Raw genomic sequence first — 18570 nt, 5'->3', positions numbered from 1 at the left:
GGTTAGAAGCGGAATCCTACGTTGAGGAAACCGTTGAGTCCTTGTGCATAGTAATATTTAGAGTGGCGTGAGAACTGGTAAGGACGCTCGCGGCCGTCGTCGTATGCATCATCGCGGTTCTGTTCGTATCCTCCGGTTTTCATGTCCGTATTGTTGGTCACGTTGTTCAGCGTCAGGTTGATGCTCAGAGAGCGGCCCTTTTGCAGGCGGATGTATTTGCCTATGGAAAGGTCGAGCATGAAACCGCCATCGAACTCTTCCTGTCCGGGGATGTTTACGCTTACCTTGTTGCCGTCTTCACCTACGGTCCCGTTCTCACCGGCTGACACACCCAAAACCTTACCTAATCTGCGGTAAGTGGAGAAGTCGATGAATCCGCGGTGGTAGTAGTTACCGTTGATACTGAAGAACCAGCCTTTCACATTGTAGTCCAGTCCGAGACTGTAGGCAGAGAGCGGAGTTCCGCTTTCTTTCATTCCGTCGATATACACGACATCTTGCGTAGTCTCGCTTTCGTTTTCGTAAGTCAGATTGGCGTTCGGGTTGTTCACATATTCGGCGTTATTGAATGTGCCCAACGCTTTCAGGGTCAGGTTTGACGTGAGTTTTACGCTGGCAGCCAGTTCTACTCCCATATATTCTTTCTCGACTCCGGTCATCGACAGGTAAGTGTAGCGCGACTCCTGGTCGTTGTAGAACTGGTCGAGTTCGGTCACATTGTTGAAACGCGTGTAGTAGCCGCTGACTTTGAAAGCGAAGATGGGACCGTTGAACGCATAGCTGGCTTCGGCTGTCATTACTTCTTCGTTGGTGAGGTCCGTGGCGAAGTCGTTCTTCAAACGGGGGGCGATGAATGCATTGTAAGGCAACGGTGCATTTTCTTCATATCCAAGCCCGACGTTGAACACGTGTTTGCCTCCGATACGGAACGTTGCCCCGGCCTTGGCTCCGCTTTCCAAGAATTTGGCTGTGCCGCTCTTGCCTTTTGAGTTGTTGGCCGCACGGCCGTTGCGCATCAAACCTTCGCGTTCCATGGTCGTTCCGCCCAAACGTCCAGCAAAGAACAAGCTGTAGAAACTCTTGTCGAATTGGTAGTTGGCCCAGACGTTGGCTTTGTTGACGAATATATTATAGTCGTAGCCGAACTTGTCGTCTTCACCAATCAGGCGGTTAGGATTGTCCAAATCGTTTTGAATCATGCTGGAGTTGTAGCCATAGTCGCGCACGGAGAATTTGTCTACGTCCGTGTATTTGTTGGCACCCAACAAATCTTTCATGGTTTTGTAGTGCATGCCCTTGGTGGTACTGACATTTACGCCGGCTGTGATATTGCCGTACTTTTCCATGTCGCGTTTCAGGGTGGAACCGAAGTTGAAGGCCATTTGGTCGTTATGACGGTTTTCTACGTAGTATAAGGCTTCGCCCCCTAACGTGTTTTGCTGGGCGTTGGCAAAGTACATGGCATCCCAATCGAGTTGGCGGTGGGACTTTGCGCTCGTCCAATAATTGTATGCGTTCTGCCAAGTTTCCACATCCTCGTCGCTCAACGGTTGGTTGAATACGTTGCCGCTGATTTGTCCGCTCGGTAACTTTTTGTAGTAATCCGGACGCGGGTCGGCGGCATTTCCGCTCCATCCCAAAGCGCTGCTGGCGTACATGCTGTATTTTCCGGAGAACGATGTAGACAGCTTGGTTCGTTCGTTGATGTCGAAATCCCAAGTGACAATCGCCGTCGGTTCGAAAGAATTTACCACACGTGCATTACGCTTTTCACCGTTTTGGTAACCCCAGTTGGGGTTGTAGTAATGGTCGTTGGCCAACCAGTAAGCTTCTTCTGTGGAAGAACCCTGTTGGGCGCGTTCAGTGGGAGAACCCCAGGTCGTGAAACTCAAACTATGCCGGTCGTTGAAGCGTTTCTCGAACCCTAACAAGTAACTGAACGAATTGTAGAACGTGCCTTCTACGAATCCTTCATTAGCCCAACGGTAACCGATAGAACCCGTGAAGGCCCATCCGTTGCTCATCAGCCCCGAAGAGTAGGTGTACATGCCTCGTGCACGATAGTTCCGATTGGTTCCGGACAAAGATAATTTGTGGCCTGCGGCGTATTGTCCGGCCCGTACATTAATATTATCCGCTCCTCCCACCGACGTATAGCCGAATTGGTTCATTAGGAAAAACGGGGAGCCTTCACGATTACGGGTCGCGTCGTTCAGTCCTCCGATAGAACTGTAACTGAATACGCCTCGCTCGGCATCATTGAACTGGATGCCGTTGATGAACATGTCGTTGTTGGAGTTCTGATAGGCCCGCAGGCGGAAACGCATGGGGCTGAATAGATAGCCCACTTCAGACAAATACAGGTCGTTGCCGACCCCTGTGATGGCCGAGACGGTCTGGCCCGCATCGTCATCTTCATTGAGTTGCGATTCTGTGAACGAAAAGTCCGCATTCTCGTTCTGTGCCCGTTGTTGGAGCACGGCCAGAGTATCTGCCTGTTGTGCGTGGAGCAAGGCCGACACGAAGAATGCCGATAGAATCAAAGTTGTCTTTTTCCCCATATCTCGTAGATTTATTGTATTGTTGTTACAAAGAAACACATAATTTTCAAATTAAAGCCATCCCGGACTAACTTTTTGCCATTTTTTTTTGGCTCGGTTGCCGAAAAAAGCCATATTTGTAATAGAGAATTAACAAAACGTTAAAAAAACATCTTATGAAACGAATGTTTATGGTTATGGGCTTGTTCGTGTTGCTGTTTACGGCAGCTCGTGCCCAAGAGAAGAAATTCGGCATGTATGCGGTTGGGTTTTATAATCAGGAAAATCTTTTCGACACCATTCATGACGAGGGGAAAAATGATTTCGAGTATCTGCCGGACGGGGCTATGAAATGGAACGGAATGAAGTATTTCTCCAAATTAAAGAACATGGCCACGGTGTTGTCGGAGATGGGGACGGACAAGTTGCCCAATGTCGGTGCATCTGTCATCGGAGTGTCTGAGGTTGAGAATAGCCGTGTGATGCAGGATTTGGTGGAACAACCGCCTTTGAAGGCACGTGGAATGAAGTTCGTCCATATCGAGGGACCGGACCGACGTGGCGTAGATTGTGCGCTGATATACAATCCCCGTTTCTTTACACCGGAAAAGTCGTTCCTGCAACCTTATATATATGAGGCAAAGGACAGTGCCTATCATACGCGTGGATTCCTGACCGTACAAGGAAAACTGGCGGGAGATGACGTGGCCTTTATCGTATGCCATTGGCCTAGCCGTGCTGCGGTTTCATATTATAGGGAGCGTGCCGGGAAACAGGTCCGTATGTTGAAAGACAGTATCAGCAAGGCAAACCCGGGAATGAAAATCATTGTGATGGGGGATATGAACGACGATCCTTTCAGTCCGAGTATGGCGAAAGCTTTGGGAGCCAAACGCGAAATGAAAGATGTGGGCGAGTCCGATTTGTATAATCCTTGGTGGAATGTGCTAACTAAAGAAGGACGGGGCACGTTGATGTACGACGGCAAGTGGAATCTTTTCGACCAAATCGTAATGACTCCCAATTTATTGAATTTGGACGGCAAGAAGGATTATTCGACCTTGAAGTTCTTTAAGCATGAGATATTCTCGCGTAATTACCTGTTCCAAACCGAAGGGCGATACAAAGGCAATACCAAGCGTACGCATGCCGGTGGAGTGTGGTTGAACGGTTATAGCGACCACCTTCCGGTTGTGGTATATTTGGTGAAAGAGATGAAATGACACTGCAAGCACTCCCTCGAAACGGTAAAATACGCTTCGGGGGATTTTTTTTGCTTAAAAGATACAGGCGGTAGGTATGGATTTGAAGAAAAATGTCTATCTTTGCCCTACCAAAAAGAGTGAAATGAATTGTTCTTTTTATAAATTATAAAGATATGGTTAATTACAAAGACTTAGGCTTGGTGAACACCAGAGAGATGTTCAAAAAAGCCATTAATGGCGGTTATGCCATTCCTGCTTTCAACTTCAACAACATGGAGCAGATGCAGGCTATCATTCAAGCAGCCGTAGAGACCAAGTCTCCGGTGATCCTTCAGGTTTCTAAGGGTGCCCGTCAGTATGCCAACGCTACATTGTTGCGCTATATGGCCCAGGGTGCTGTTGAATATGCAAAGGAATTGGGTTGCGCCAATCCCCAAATCGTGTTGCACCTTGACCACGGTGATTCTTTCGAGACTTGCAAGAGCTGTATCGATTCAGGTTTCTCTTCTGTGATGATCGACGGTTCTCACCTTCCGTATGACGAGAACGTGGCTTTGACGAAGAAAGTTGTTGAATATGCCCATCAGTTCGACGTAACTGTAGAAGGTGAGTTGGGCGTGTTGGCCGGAGTAGAAGACGACGTTGTGGCTGAACATCACACTTACACTCGTCCTGAAGAAGTGGTTGACTTCGTAACCAAGACCGGTTGCGATTCTTTGGCTATTTCTATCGGTACTTCTCACGGTGCATATAAGTTCAAACCCGAACAGTGCCACGTTGACCCCGCTACAGGCCGTTTGGTTCCTCCTCCTTTGGCATTCGATGTATTGGACGGTGTAATGAAGGAACTTCCGGGCTTCCCCATTGTTCTGCACGGTTCTTCATCTGTTCCTCAGGAAGAAGTAGATACCATCAACAAATACGGTGGCAAGTTGGAAGCAGCTATCGGTATCCCCGAAGACGAATTGCGTAAGGCTGCCAAGAGTGCGGTTTGCAAGATCAATATCGACTCAGACTCTCGTCTGGCTATGACGGCTGCCGTTCGCAAGGTATTTGCTGAGAAGCCGGCAGAGTTCGACCCGCGTAAATATTTGGGTCCGGCTCGCGACAACATGAAGAAATTGTACGAGCACAAGATTGTCAACGTTTTGGGTTCTGACAACAAATTGTAATCCGGTCGTACGGCGTATAAAAGTTAAAGGGCTGCTTTCGGGCAGCCCTTTTTCATGTTTATTGCATGTTTAGTAGGTTTTCAATTTTCCTCGCCGTTGTCCGTCAGTTGTTTGATAGCTCCGTTGCTGGGGTAGAAAGTGACTTGTGTGGTGGTCTTTTTGTCGAAGAGCACATTGCTCAGGATTTCTACATTGCCGAATTGGCCCATGGGGAACTCTCCTTTGCAGAACTCTCTGGAAGCATTGAATACGCTGACCGCCACTCGTTCAGGTACATTATAATATACTCCTTCTTCCATCTTACCTTTCTTTTTGGCAGCCTTTTCGTCCACGACGGGTTGGGGGAGGGTATTCATGTTTTTCAAAGAGAGGTAGACCGGTTCTCCGGATAAATCGTCATTGTCCACTACGCCCAGTTTTTCCGAGAAACGGAACAGCACCATACGGTCTGTGAATTCCGCAGGTGTGAGTTCTATGGTGAAAACCTCCGTACTGGTGTCCACTGTGCCTTTGAACAGTTGTGTAAGAGCGGTTTCCTGCATCGTCAATTGGTCGAGCATCAATTTGAGTTGGGCGCCGTCCTTCGGCATGTTGTCCGCTTCGCCCTTAATCAATGCCGTGCGGCTGTCCCGGATATCGTAGATTTCTTCGGCCGTCAGCTCGGCTATTTTGGCATTGCTTCCGGCTGAAAGGATTTCCTGGTTCATGTAATCTCTGGGATTGAGTCTTTTAGGGGCATCATTTCCTTTCGGTATGGCCGGCAACGGTTCCTCTTCCCCGTCGGTATTGATGGACAGGAGGATGCCTTCGGAAGTGAGGCCTACCAACGGGGCTACGGTTCTCTTTTTAAGCTGTATGCTGTAAACTTTTTGAGGATCGGGTACTCCGTAAGGTACCATATCTATACTTTTTATACTCCACTTCGTGTAAGGTTCCTGAATTATTTGGGATAAACGGAGATAGCGGTCAGCATATTTGCTGAATTCTCCGGGGGTATAGACTTGCTTTTCAGCCACGACGACCAAACGAAGGGCTGTACGGGGCAAGTAATAGGTTACGCCCTCCACCGTGGCACCGGGTACGTACGGGCTTACTTCGGTTTGTGCGACGGCACCGAGTGTGCAAAGCGCCAGTCCGCATAACAGGGTTCTTGCTTTCATAAACTTTATTTTTATCAGTGTTTATTCTTTTAATTTCTTAAAGGCTTCGGGGAGTGCGTCGATGATGTCGCTAGCAATCATGCTTTCTTCGCCTAACCTTTCGCGTGCGATGTCGCCGGCCATGCCGTGGAGATAGGTACCCAACTGGCAAGCTTCATTGGCCGTATATCCCCGTGCCAGTAAAGCCGTAAGGATACCGGTCAGCACATCACCGCTTCCGGCCGTGGCCATGCCTGCGTTGCCCGTGGGATTGATGATAACGCGTCCCGTCGGTGTACAAATCATGCTGTTGTGTCCTTTCACGATGACATATAACTGCATTTTGATGGATAGCTCGCGGGCTTTAGCCATACGGTCGTAACTGTCGGTACATGCTCCCACGAGGTTTTCCAATTCTTTTGGATGCGGAGTGAGAATCGTGTCTTGTGGGATTTCCGGAATCCATTCCGGATGGTTGCCTAAGATGTTGAGTGCGTCTGCGTCGAGTACCATTTCGCCCGGATGGTTACGGATGAAAGTACGCAGCGCTTCTGCCGTTTCTTCGTGTGTGCCCAGTCCGGGACCGATGGCCAGAGCGTTGTAGTCGTAGGTACTTATGGCTTTCGACACCCGGATGTCGGACAAATCATGGCTGAGTATGGCTTCGGGCACACTGCATTGCAAGATGTTGTTGTTCATGTCCGGCGTGTGGACGGTCAGTTTGCCCACTCCACTTCTCAGGCAAGCCTTTGCCGCGAGGATGGTTGCGCCTCCCATGCCGTACTGTCCGCTGACGAGCAGGGCATGCCCCATGCTGCCTTTGTGGGCGAAAGGGTTACGCGGTTTGAGTATCTTTTTCACCTCTCCCGGCTCTATTACCGTAATACTACAGTCCATAGCCGCCAATCCCTCGGCGGAAAGCCCGATGTCCACGGGCTTCACTTCACCGAGATATTTCTGGTTCTCGCCGAAAAAGAAGGCCAGTTTAGGAAGCTGGATGGTCAGGGTCAGGTCCGCACGGACGATGGCCGACGGATTATTGTATGTGTTGTCTTCGCTCATCAAGCCGGATGGGATGTCGATGCTCACCACTTTGGCCGGACTGGCGTTGATTCTTTTCACGAGACCGGCATAGCCCCCGTCCAAAGGCTTGTTCAATCCGGTACCGAACAGTCCGTCTATGATGACATCTTTTGCGTCCACTTCAGGGAAGGAGAATTGGGAAGATACTTCGGTGAACATCAGTCCGGCCAGGTTTTCCAGTCTTTTCTTGTTGTTCAGGCAATCGTCGCTGAGACGTCCCGTGATGTTGAACAGATACGTCTGTACCGTATACCCGGCGTTGCAGAGCAGGCGGGATACCGCCAAGGCATCACCGCCGTTGTTACCCGGACCGGCAAACACGATAAAGCGGGTAGCGGTGGTCCAACGGCTTTTCAGTTCGGCTGCAATCGCTTTTGCGGCACGTTCCATCAAATCGATGGATGAGACGGGTTCGTGCCCGATGGTGTATTTATCTAATTCTTTAAACTGGGTCGAGGTGAGTATCTTCATGACAAATAAAACTTCGTTTTCTTTCGTATTCTCTTGGTTTTGCACTATATTTGCACAAAATTAGCAAAAAGATATGGAAACACTTCAGATAAAGGATAAAAAATTTGCCGTATCGATACCTGAATCCGAGATATTGAAACAGGTGAAGCGGGTGGCAGGGGAAATCAACCGTGATCTTGCCGGGACAGAGCCTGTTTTTCTGGCCATATTGAACGGTTCTTTTATCTTTGCGGCCGATTTGATGAGGGAAATCAGGCTTGCTGCACAGATATCGTTTGTCAAGTTGGCTTCTTACGTGGGTACGTCTTCAACCGGTTCCGTCTGTGAGATGATAGGGTTGAATGCCGATATCGCCGGACGGGATGTCGTGGTTGTGGAGGATATAGTGGATTCCGGATTGACGATGAAATACGTGACAGAAATGTTGGCGAAGTACAATCCCCGTTCCATTTCCATTTGCACCTTGTTGCTCAAGCCCGGTAATTTGAAAGTGGATTTGGATATTCCGTACAAGTGTTTCTCCATTCCCAACGATTTCATTTTGGGATATGGGTTGGATTATGACGGTTACGGGAGGAACACCCGTGACATTTACACCGTCGTGGAATAAGTTGGCAGTATCTATTGCCGGGAAAGGAGGAGAAAGATTGTTTCAACCAAATACAAAATAAGAACGATGAAGAATATTATTATTTTCGGTGCCCCGGGATCAGGCAAGGGCACTTACAGTGACGAGATTGTGGCAAAATACGGCATGGGGCACATTTCTACCGGTGACGTGTTGCGCGGAGAAATCAAGAACGGTACGGAGCTAGGCAAGATTGCCAAGGGATATATTGACAACGGCCAGCTTATTCCGGATGAGCTGATGATTGACATCTTGGCTAAGACATACGATGCACAGACGAAAGGCCAAGGGGTGATATTCGACGGTTTCCCCCGTACCATCGCGCAGGCCGAGGCTTTGAAGAAGATGCTGGCCGACCGCAAGGACGACATGGGCATGATGATAGAGTTGGTGGTGGACGAAGAGACGTTGATGGCGCGTTTGCTGAACCGTGCCATCGAACAGGGACGCGCCGACGACAATGAAGAAACCATCAAGAAGCGTTTTGAAGTGTACCGTAACCAGACGGCTCCTTTGGCCGAATGGTTCGAAAAAGAAGGTTTGCGCCATACTTTCAACTGGAAAGGTTCAAAAGAACAGATGTTGGCGGAAATCTTTGAAGCGATAGACGCTGCAAACAAATAATTTATATGGCAGAATCCAATTTTGTAGACTATGTGAAGATATACTGCCGTTCGGGCAAGGGGGGACGCGGTTCGGCTCACATGCGCCGGGCCAAGTACGTGCCCAATGGCGGACCGGACGGTGGAAACGGCGGCCGTGGGGGTAATGTTTACCTTCGCGGCAACCGCAACTATTGGACGTTGCTCCATCTGCGTTATGACCGGCATGTCTTTGCCGGCCATGGCGGGAATGGCTCCAAAGCCCGGTCGTCGGGCAAGGACGGCGAGGACAAGTATATAGACGTGCCGTGCGGAACGGTGGTCTATAATGCCGAGACGGGAGAATACCTTTGCGACGTGACGGAGGACGGACAGGTCGTGTTGTTGCTGAAAGGAGGCCGGGGCGGTTTGGGCAACTGGAATTTCCGTACGGCCACCAATCAGGCGCCCCGGTATGCCCAACCCGGGGAGCCGATGCAGGAGATGATGGTCATCATGGAATTGAAGCTGTTGGCCGATGTCGGTTTGGTGGGGTTTCCCAACGCCGGGAAATCCACTTTGCTCAGTGCCGTGTCATCCGCCCGTCCCAAGATAGCCAATTATCCCTTTACGACGCTCGAACCCAGTTTGGGCATCGTGTCCTACCGCGACAACCAGTCGTTCGTGATGGCCGATATTCCCGGCATCATTGAGGGTGCCAGTGAAGGGAAAGGATTGGGCTTACGTTTCCTGCGTCATATCGAGCGCAACTCTTTGTTGTTGTTCATGGTGCCCGGCGACACGGAGGACATCCGGAAAGAATATGAGATACTGTTGAACGAACTGGCCACATTCAACCCCGAAATGCTCGACAAACAGCGGGTGTTGGCCATTACGAAGAGCGATTTGCTGGACGATGAGCTCATACAGATGCTTTCCGAGAACCTGCCCGACGTGCCCCATGTGTTTATCTCTTCGGTCACGGGGACGGGCATAGCCGAGTTGAAAGACTTGTTATGGAAAGAGCTGAACAGCGAAAGCAATAAACTTCAGGCCATTACCGGCCAAAGCAAGATTGTGCATAAGAACAAGGATTTGAAATTCCTGCAGAATGAGCTGAAAGCCATGGGCGAGGATGAAGATATCCAGTTTGTGGACGAGGAGGAGATAGAAGACCTTGACGATTTCGAATACGAAGAGGATTGGGACGACGAACCTCAAAAATAGTTCCGGAAGATGCGTGGACCGGAATTGCTGACATACGATTTGGGACAGGGCGTCTGTGCTTTTAGTACGAAGCGTCGCGGAGGTTATAGCGAGGGAGCATACGCTTCTTTCAATGCCAATGCCTATTGCGGGGACGACGAACGCATGGTGCGGCTCAACCGTGATTTGTTGTGCGAGTCTTTAGGTTTGGAGGCATCCCGTTTGATTATACCTCATCAGATACATGGCGCACGGGTGCGTCGTATCGATGAGGCTTTTTTTATGCAGGCCGATGCCGTCAAGGCGGCTACGCTCGAAGGAGTGGATGCCGTGATGACGGACGTGCCGAAGGTGTGCGTGTCGGTGTCTACCGCCGATTGCATACCTATATTAATATACGACCGGGTGCATCATGCCGTAGCCGCCGTGCACGCCGGTTGGCGGGGCACGGTGTTGCGCATTGTGGAAGCCGTCCTGCATGCGATGTCAGGCGCGTATGGTACCCGTCCGCAGGATGTGGAGGCGGCCATCGGTCCTGGCATATCCTTGGAAGCTTTCGAGGTGGGTGACGAGGTGTATGAAGCTTTCCGCACGGCCGGTTTCCCGATGGAGGAGATGGCGAGGCGATATCTTGTCGCCGGAGACGGGAGTGACATGATGGAAAAATGGCACCTTGATTTGTGGCAAGCCAACCGGGGCTTGTTGGAGGATTGTGGTGTGCCCTCTGCACGGATTCATTTGGCCGGAGTGTGCACTTACCTCCATTCCGAACGTTTCTTCTCCGCACGCCGCTTGGGCATCCGTTCGGGGCGCATCCTGAACGGTATTTTTCTGACGGACTGATTAAAAATATGGATATATGGTGAAGCGTGTTTCTATTTTGTGCCTCGCTTTGTTGCTGGCACTTTTGTATTCCTTTACGGGCAGCCGCAAGGAGCGGGTGGATTTCTCGCGCGTGGAACGGCGTATGCTTCATATCCCGACAGCCGGATTGTTCGACGGCACCGATTATTTCACCGTGACTTCGGCCGACATGGAACGCGACGGTTGGAGTTTTCCGGTGGAGGGCGGAGTGTTGTTTACTCCCGATTTTCGTCATGAACCCATCGGTTGGTATATCATGTCACTTGAGGTAAAGCACGAAGTCAGGGCGGCCATGCAGGGCGTGGTGCGCTTGGTGCGTAAAACGGATTTAGGAAAGACGGTCGTGGTGCTCCATCCCAACGGGATGGAAACGGTGTATGCCCATCACGCCAAGACGTTGGTGGAGTCCGGCGATTATGTTTCTGCCGGGCAGGCTATCGCATTAGCCGGTGCGGACCATGGCGTGGTCTATACCTATTTCGCCCTGATGGTGAACGGCGTGCCGATGAGCCCGTCCACGTTGGCTCGTCCCGATGGTAGTTTGAAGTTCGATGCCATGCAGTTTCGTCTGGATGAGTCCGGTTATGTCCGTGCTTCTTTCTACCGAACGGGCGAGATTGAAGAACGTCCTCCCCGTTTCGACTGGTTTCGGGTGTCGGAATTGGTGGACTTGGATCGTCCTTTTTCAGCCATGGAAAGGCAACATGTAGGTGTGGCTACACCTGGGTTGTTTGACGGGTTTTCTTCGTTCACGATAGACTTGTCCCGGATAGGGAAGTGGAGTTATCCGCTGCTTGGTGCCAAGGTGATCAGTCCCTACGGTGGGGCACGTAAGAACCATACAGGAACGGATCTGAAGACGAAACCGCACGACAAGATACGGGCGGTGTTCGACGGGATAGTCCGCTTCTCCGGAAAGTACTCTGCATACGGGAATATGGTGGTAGTGCGCCATGCCAACGGTCTGGAGACTTGTTACAGTCATAATGCCAGGAATTTGGTTCGTGTAGGTGATCGGGTGAAAGCCGGTGACGTGATAGCCACCGTGGGGCGCACCGGTAGGGCTACGACGGAGCATTGTCATTTTGAAGTCCGGGTGAATGGCGTGCCGTTTAATAGTGATTACATTTTCGATCACGGGCGGCATGCGTTGAGGAAAGACAAACTCACCTTTACCCGAAAAACGAACGGAACTATCTCTGTACGGAAAAATTAAGTACCTTTTTCCCTCCTTTTGGAAAGCAGAAAATCATCTTGCAGAAAGACTTAAATCGTTTAGCGTTCTCTAAGGGATGAAAAAAAGACCGTAGGGTGATGCCTGCGGTCTTCTCTTTTGAATGAGAAAATATATTACTTTTTATGCCGGTTGGCTCTGCGGCGGCGGATTTCAGCCTTCATTTTTGCCGACCCGGAACCATGCGCTCCCGTGATGTAAGCTTTCTTTTTGGCTTTGGTTTTCACTTTGTTTTTTGAGTTTCCGGAAGTCTTTTTAGCGCCCCCTGAAAACACGATTCCTCCCGTGATTACCTTGTCGATGTCATCTCCTCCAAAGTTTGCCATAAGTGTGCCGTGGGATTAATGGTGGAACAGGCGGACGCCGGTGAAAGCCATCGTGATGCCATACTTGTCGCAAGTCTCGATTACATGGTCGTCGCGTACGCTACCGCCGGCTTGTGCCACGAACTGTACGCCGCTCTTGTGCGCCCGTTCGATGTTGTCGCCGAAGGGGAAGAATGCGTCCGACCCTAAGGCCACTCCGGTGTTTTGTGCAATCCAGGCTCGTTTTTCCTCGCGTGTGAGCGGTTCCGGCTTTTCGGAGAAGAATTTCTGCCATTCTCCGTCGGCCAACACGTCCATATAGTCGTCGCTGATATAAATATCGATGGTATTATCTCGGTCTGCACGGCGGATTTTCTCCACGAACGGCAGGTTCATCACCTTCGGATGTTGGCGCAACCACCAGATGTCGGCCTTGTTGCCCGCCAGACGCGTACAGTGGATACGGCTTTGTTGTCCGGCTCCGATACCGATGGCCTGTCCGTCTTTCACGTAGCATACGGAGTTGCTTTGCGTGTACTTCAGGGTGATGAGGGCGATCATCAAGTCGCGTTTAGCCTCGTCGGTAAACGTCTTGCAGGCCGTGGGGATGTTCTCGAACAAAGCCGGGTCGTTCAATTTGATTTCATTGCGTCCTTGCTCGAATGTGATGCCGAACACCTGTTTATGTTCTATCGGTTCGGGAACATAGTCCGGGTCTATCTTGATGACGTTGTAAGTGCCTTTGCGTTTCTCGCGCAGGATTTGGAGTGCTTCTTCCGTGTAGTCCGGAGCAATCACTCCGTCGCTGACTTCGCGTTTGATGAGGGTGGCGGTAGCGGCATCGCAAGTGTCGCTCAGTGCGATGAAGTCACCGTAGCTTGACATACGGTCGGCACCGCGTGCACGGGCGTATGCGCAAGCGATTGGAGTGAGGGGAATTTGCACGTCATCCACAAAGTATATTCTTTTTAACGTGTCGCTCAACGGGAGGCCGATGGCTGCCCCGGCAGGAGACACGTGTTTGAAAGACGTGGCGGCAGGCATGCCGGTGGCTTCTTTCAGTTCCTTGACCAGTTGCCAACCGTTGAGGGCATCCAAGAAGTTGATATACCCCGGACGGCCGTTGAGTACTTCAATCGGCAGTTCGCCCTCGGTCATGTAAATGCGCGAGGGTTTCTGATTCGGATTGCATCCGTACTTTAAAGCTAATTCTTTCATATCGAGTGATTAATACAGAAGCAGCCCGACACGCATACTGCATGACGGGCTGCTTTCAAATTTGTGGAGCTGGAGGGAATCGAACCCTCGTCCAAACAGGGAAACCATACGCTTTCTACACGCTTATCCCGGCCTTCGGTTTTCGTGCGCAAACAAGACCCGAGCCACCCATTTACGCCTTATCCTTTAAGATTTCACCGTCCGTGCAAGGCCACGGACGACTATCTCCGATTTAGCTGCACCACTTTTCCGGAATGCTTCGGAGCCACAGCTTCCGAGTGATGTCTCGTTTCAGCACCTGGTGCCGAAATAAAGGTAATCTACTATACTTCGATCACGCAGCGAGAGCGTAGTTGTTTTCGCCAGATAAATTCTTGGTAACTGAGATTATAGAGGAAATCACCGACCCTCTGCGTGCTTACGTACCATTCCATCCTGCTGTCAAATCCATGTCAACCCCGGATGTTTGAATTGCAAAGATAAGATATTCTTTTGAATAAAGGCATAAACATGCTGTTATTTTTTCTCCGGTTCTTTATTTTTTCTACACGGTTAAGTCATTACTTGTGAGAGAAAAAAAAATATCGTTATTTTGCAATAATTTCACTCTTGTGGAGTTTTATACTTAGATAAATTAGATTTAATGAATTGGAAAATGAGTCAGATGTCTGTCAATATGGAGATTTGTGATGGGATGAATTGGGTGGAACGAGCCATTAAAAAAGGTCTTGATACCATATTTGCTTTGTTGGGTTTGATAGTGTTGTCTCCAGTTTTTTTATTAGTTTATTTTTTATTAAAAAGGCAAGGTGATGGACCTGTATTGTTTAGACAGGAACGAATAGGGTACAAGGGAAAACCTTTTTATATATTGAAATTCCGGACAATGAGAGTTGATTCAGAGAAGGACGGGAAACCTTGTTTGGCGAAGAAAGGGGATGATAGGTTAACTCCTGTAGGTAGATTTTTGCGTGAACATCATTTGGATGAATTACCTCAGTTGTGGAATGTTTTTCGGGGGGATATGGCGTTTGTGGGTCCTCGTCCTGAACGGCGTTACTTTATTGATTTGATTAGAAAGGAGAATCCTGATTATGATTATATTTATTTGATGCGTCCGGGATTGACTTCCATGGCTACTTTATATAATGGATATACGGATTCGATGCAAAAAATGCTGATTCGTTTGCAAATGGATTTAGAATATTTGCAACAGCGTTCGTTGTTTTTAGATATAAAAATTATTTTGACCACTGTCGTTTTTATTTTAAAAGGAAAGAAATTTTGATGTATATGGCAAGGAGGATATTGCTAGCCTGTTTGGCGTTTTTTTGGTTTCAATTTATTTTTTCTCAATCCATGTCGGACGATCAGGTGGTACGTTATGTCATGGAACAGCAGGAGAAAGGGAAAGACCAACAATATATTGTTTCCCAATTGCTTCAAAAAGGTGTAACGGTAGATCAGTTGCGGCGTATTCGTAAAAAATATGAGGCAGAACAAAAGCAGCCCGGAGCTTTGGACTTGACCGGAACGACACAACCCAAAAGTGGAACGTCCCGCTTGAGGACTAACAAAGAAAAGACACGGGATGAACGCCAGAAACAGAATGGTTATATGGTTCGTTCGCGACGTGAAATAAAGGATGGAGAGGATAAAACGCTGAAGGGCCAACAACTCAACGAAGAGATAGGGTTTATGGATATAGACTCATTGATTTATTATCGTAATTATTTCAAGGAAGACGACCGTCAAGTCTTTGGCCGTAATATCTTCAATAATGAAATGCTGACTTTTGAGCCGAGCATGAATATACCGACTCCGGCAAACTATCGCCTGGGAGCCGGTGATGCTGTAATTATAGACGTATGGGGGGCTTCACAGACTACTTTCGAGGGGACGGTGTCGCCCGACGGAACTGTGACAATAGAGGGGGTTGGGCCTTTGGCATTAGCCGGAATGACTGTAAAAGAGGCTAACGACTATGTTAAAAAGCAATTAGGTCGTTTTTATGCGAATTCCAACATAACCTTGACCGTTGGGGAGACACGATCTATACAAGTACAGGTGATGGGTGAGGTGATGGTACCGGGGACTTATACGTTGAGTGCCTTATCTTCTGCTTTCAATGCGTTGTATGCGGCCGGGGGAATCAGTGAGATCGGGACGTTACGCGATATAAAAGTATTCCGTCAGGGACGTGTGGTTTCAACCATCGATGTCTATGATTACATTCTGAACGGGAATACAAAGGGGGATATCCGTTTGGCGGATAACGATGTGATTGTGGTAGGGCCGTACGAATGCTTGGTGAATATACGGGGCAAGGTGAAGCGTCCTATGTTTTATGAAATGAAAGAAAACGAAAGCGTCTCCCGTATTTTGGATTATGCCGGAGGGTTTGCCGGGGACGCTTATACGGATAATGTGCGTCTGATACGTAAAAGCGGACGAGAGTATTCCGTGTATACGGTGGATGAGTTTGAAATGAACGGTTTTTTATTGAAAGACGGAGATTCTTTATATGTCGATTCGGTTATTCCTCGTTTTTCCAATATGGCAGAAATACGCGGAGCTGTGTTCCATCCCGGACAATATCAGATGGATGGGAGCATCAAGACTGTACGCCAGTTGATTAAAGCGGCCGATGGGTTGCGTGAAGATGCTTTTCTTAAACGGGCTGTAATGCACCGTCAAAAGGAAGACCTGACGATGGAAGCTTTATCCGTGGATGTGGAAGGTATTATGGACGGGACGGTAGCCGATATCCCTTTGCGTAAGAATGATATTTTGTTTATTCCAAGTTCGTTGGATATGAAAGGGGAGCGGACATTGACAATTGATGGTGAGGTTAATTTTCCAGGTATCTATCAGTATGCGGACAATACGACGATAGAAGACCTTGTACTTCAGGCCGGAGGGTTTACGGAGGCAGCCTCCATGGCGAAAGTCGATGTGTTCCGCCGTATCAAGAATCCGGATGCGGTGACCGATGATGAGAAACTGTCAGAGACTTATAGCTTTTCTCTCCGTGACGGCTTGGTGATGGGTGACGGTCAGGACTTTCATCTCCAACCGTACGATGAGGTTTTTGTGCGTAAAAGTCCGGCTTATTCGGAACAGCGCAATGTGAAAGTGAGTGGTGCCGTGAACTTTTCCGGAAGTTATGCCATGGATAATAAAGATTATCGTTTGAGTGATTTGGTAAAGGCGGCTGGAGGCTTGTCTTCTTTGGCTTATGCAAAAGGAGCCCGTCTGCAACGTTTGTTGACAGAAGAAGAAAAAAAGCAACGTGAAAGTGCTATGAAGGCTTCCCAAATACAAGTTTATGAAGAAAGCTTGCGTTCGGAAAAAGAATTTAATATGGCGCAAGCAGATTCAATTTTGAATTTGAAGTTGGATTTGGGGGATACTTATCCTGTTGCCATTAATTTAGAGAAGGCGATGAAGAATCCGGGAAGTTTGGACGATGTGCGTTTGCGTGAAGGGGATGAGTTGGTGGTACCTCAATTTTCGAATACGGTAAAGATCAGTGGGGAAGTGATGTATCCTATTTCCATTAATTATGAGAAAGGAAAACCGCTCAGCTACTATATTAAACGCGCTGGAGGTTATGCCGACCGTGCGCATAAGTCCCGTGTGTATACCATTTATATGAATGGTTCTGTAGAGCAGTTAGGACGTCGTTCAAGCAAATCCATCCAGCCTGGGTGTGAAATTGTGGTTCCGACTAAACCACAGCGTAATAAGATGACACCACAGGAGATGATGACGATAGGGACCTCTACGGCTTCAATTGCTACAATGATTGCAACGTTAGTGAATATACTTAAATAATGCATTATGGACCCAAAAAAGGAACCTCAGCCAATAGATTTGGTAGAAATTTTTCAAGTATTATTCAAACAAAGATTATGTATTGCTAAGATTTGTGGCATAGTCTCAGTTGTGGCTGTTATATATGTATGTAGTATACCACGTGGATATAACGCCACCGTGACTTTGGCACCGGAAATATCGTCGGGTGCATCCTTGTCTGGTAATATAGGCTCTTTAGCGAGTATGGTTGGACTGAATTTGGGTAGTAGTATGAATGGAGATGCTCTTTATCCCGAGATTTATCCAGACGTGTTGAATTCTACGGATTTCCTTGTGTCGCTGTTTGATGTGAAAGTTCAAACAGCGGACGGAGAGATAAAGACTACATTATATGATTATTTTGCTGTGCATCAAGAACGCCCGTGGTGGAGTGCCGGTTTTTCTTATATAAATTCTTTTATTAAGAGTATTTTCCCCAAAAAAGAAGAGCAAGTTAATTCAGAAGGAACAGATTCTTTTTGGTTGACGGAGGATGAATCTAATATCTGTAAAATGATTTCAGATAATATATCTTGTTCTGTAGACAAAAAAACAAGCGTAATCACAATAGGTTTTACGGCACAAGATGCCCTTGTGGCTGCGACGATGACAGATTCGGTCAAACAGAGATTACAAGATTTTATTATTGAGTATAAGACGAGCAAAGCACGTAATGATCTTGTTTATTTTGAAAAAATGCTTAATGAGAGCCAAAAGGATTACGAAGCAGCTCAACGTGTATATTCTGAATATTGTGATACGCATAAGGGTGCCGTATTACAGTCTTACATGTCTCAGCAAGATTTCTTGGAGAATCAATTGCAATTGTCGTATACTTCCTATAGCCAATGGGTCCAGCAAGTTCAAATCGCTAAAGCCAAACTGCAGGAAAAAACTCCATCTTTTACGGTCGTGAATTCTGTGACAGTGCCTTTGCGTCCTTCCTCTCCTAAACGTATGTTAATTGTTGTGGGTTGTGTATTCTTTGCTTTTTTATGTTCCTCTTTATATGTATATGGAAGAGAACAGATGTTAAAGAAAAAAGAATTGAAGATGCCGGAATAAA

General features: G+C 48.3%; 15 protein-coding genes and 1 other RNA gene. 10 read left to right on the top strand and 6 right to left on the bottom strand.

The window, feature by feature from the left end:
• Positions 1-2 precede the first annotated feature (2 nt).
• A complete protein-coding gene (locus tag E0E47_RS07215; RefSeq protein WP_008630202.1) occupies positions 3-2561 on the bottom strand; it encodes a TonB-dependent receptor in 2559 nt (852 codons plus the stop codon).
• A 155-nt stretch (positions 2562-2716) separates the two neighbouring features.
• Between E0E47_RS07215 and E0E47_RS07210 the strand changes: the two genes are divergently transcribed.
• Both E0E47_RS07210 and E0E47_RS07205 read left to right on the top strand, forming a co-directional pair.
• Entirely contained in the window at positions 2717-3763 is a 1047-nt protein-coding gene (locus tag E0E47_RS07210) for an endonuclease/exonuclease/phosphatase family protein (protein WP_021980891.1), read from the top strand.
• A 155-nt stretch (positions 3764-3918) separates the two neighbouring features.
• Positions 3919-4917, top strand: coding sequence for a class II fructose-bisphosphate aldolase (locus E0E47_RS07205; protein WP_008630200.1), 999 nt, complete (start codon positions 3919-3921; stop codon positions 4915-4917).
• A gap of 80 nt (positions 4918-4997) precedes the next feature.
• Here the strand turns inward: E0E47_RS07205 and E0E47_RS07200 are convergent, their stop codons facing one another.
• Together E0E47_RS07200 and E0E47_RS07195 are read right to left on the bottom strand one after the other, a co-directional pair.
• Positions 4998-6077: a DUF4831 family protein gene (locus E0E47_RS07200; RefSeq protein ID WP_008630199.1), complete on the bottom strand. Its 1080-nt coding sequence runs from the start codon at positions 6075-6077 to the stop codon at positions 4998-5000.
• A gap of 21 nt (positions 6078-6098) precedes the next feature.
• A complete protein-coding gene (locus tag E0E47_RS07195) occupies positions 6099-7610 on the bottom strand; it encodes a bifunctional ADP-dependent NAD(P)H-hydrate dehydratase/NAD(P)H-hydrate epimerase (protein ID WP_040603249.1) in 1512 nt (503 codons plus the stop codon).
• A gap of 73 nt (positions 7611-7683) precedes the next feature.
• Here E0E47_RS07195 and hpt point away from each other — a divergent pair, with 73 nt between their 5' ends.
• The 5 genes from hpt (at position 7684) to E0E47_RS07170 (ending at position 12105) form a co-directional block, all read left to right on the top strand.
• A complete protein-coding gene (gene hpt / locus E0E47_RS07190; protein ID WP_008630197.1) occupies positions 7684-8220 on the top strand; it encodes a hypoxanthine phosphoribosyltransferase in 537 nt (178 codons plus the stop codon).
• A 66-nt stretch (positions 8221-8286) separates the two neighbouring features.
• The gene (locus E0E47_RS07185; protein WP_008630196.1) at positions 8287-8862 is read left to right on the top strand and encodes an adenylate kinase; all 576 of its coding nucleotides are present in this window, start codon (positions 8287-8289) and stop codon (positions 8860-8862) included.
• A 5-nt stretch (positions 8863-8867) separates the two neighbouring features.
• Complete coding sequence (gene obgE / locus E0E47_RS07180; RefSeq protein WP_130893312.1) at positions 8868-10046, top strand: GTPase ObgE; 1179 nt, start codon at positions 8868-8870, stop codon at positions 10044-10046.
• A gap of 9 nt (positions 10047-10055) precedes the next feature.
• Complete coding sequence (gene pgeF, locus E0E47_RS07175; RefSeq protein ID WP_130893311.1) at positions 10056-10868, top strand: peptidoglycan editing factor PgeF; 813 nt, start codon at positions 10056-10058, stop codon at positions 10866-10868.
• Positions 10869-10884: 16 nt separating this feature from the next.
• A complete protein-coding gene (locus tag E0E47_RS07170; protein WP_130893310.1) occupies positions 10885-12105 on the top strand; it encodes a M23 family metallopeptidase in 1221 nt (406 codons plus the stop codon).
• A 134-nt stretch (positions 12106-12239) separates the two neighbouring features.
• Here the strand turns inward: E0E47_RS07170 and E0E47_RS07165 are convergent, their stop codons facing one another.
• From E0E47_RS07165 to ssrA, 3 genes are all read right to left on the bottom strand, one after another.
• Positions 12240-12449: a hypothetical protein gene (locus E0E47_RS07165; protein ID WP_008630192.1), complete on the bottom strand. Its 210-nt coding sequence runs from the start codon at positions 12447-12449 to the stop codon at positions 12240-12242.
• Between the two features lie 15 nt (positions 12450-12464).
• On the bottom strand, positions 12465-13646 hold the full coding sequence (locus E0E47_RS07160; RefSeq protein ID WP_008630191.1) for a phosphoribosylaminoimidazolecarboxamide formyltransferase: 1182 nt from the start codon (positions 13644-13646) through the stop codon (positions 12465-12467).
• Positions 13647-13707: 61 nt separating this feature from the next.
• Positions 13708-14106, bottom strand: a transfer-messenger RNA (tmRNA) gene (gene ssrA / locus E0E47_RS07155).
• A 195-nt stretch (positions 14107-14301) separates the two neighbouring features.
• Between ssrA and E0E47_RS07150 the strand changes: the two genes are divergently transcribed.
• From E0E47_RS07150 to E0E47_RS07140, 3 genes are read left to right on the top strand one after another with little or no spacing between them, the layout of a single operon-like run.
• Positions 14302-14934, top strand: a complete 633-nt coding sequence (locus tag E0E47_RS07150) for a sugar transferase (RefSeq protein WP_130894337.1) — start codon at positions 14302-14304, stop codon at positions 14932-14934.
• Positions 14934-17483: an SLBB domain-containing protein gene (locus E0E47_RS07145; RefSeq protein ID WP_130894336.1), complete on the top strand. Its 2550-nt coding sequence runs from the start codon at positions 14934-14936 to the stop codon at positions 17481-17483. Before E0E47_RS07150 ends, E0E47_RS07145 begins: the two co-directional genes overlap by 1 nt.
• Positions 17484-17489: 6 nt before the next feature.
• Positions 17490-18569: a Wzz/FepE/Etk N-terminal domain-containing protein gene (locus E0E47_RS07140; RefSeq protein ID WP_008630188.1), complete on the top strand. Its 1080-nt coding sequence runs from the start codon at positions 17490-17492 to the stop codon at positions 18567-18569.
• The last annotated feature ends 1 nt before the right edge of the window (position 18570 follow it).

This window comes from Paraprevotella xylaniphila YIT 11841, assembly GCF_900683745.1.
GTDB lineage: Bacteria > Bacteroidota > Bacteroidia > Bacteroidales > Bacteroidaceae > Paraprevotella > Paraprevotella xylaniphila.
The sequence above is the reverse complement of the archived record's forward strand: the minus strand, read 5'-3'. Positions and strand labels throughout refer to the sequence as shown.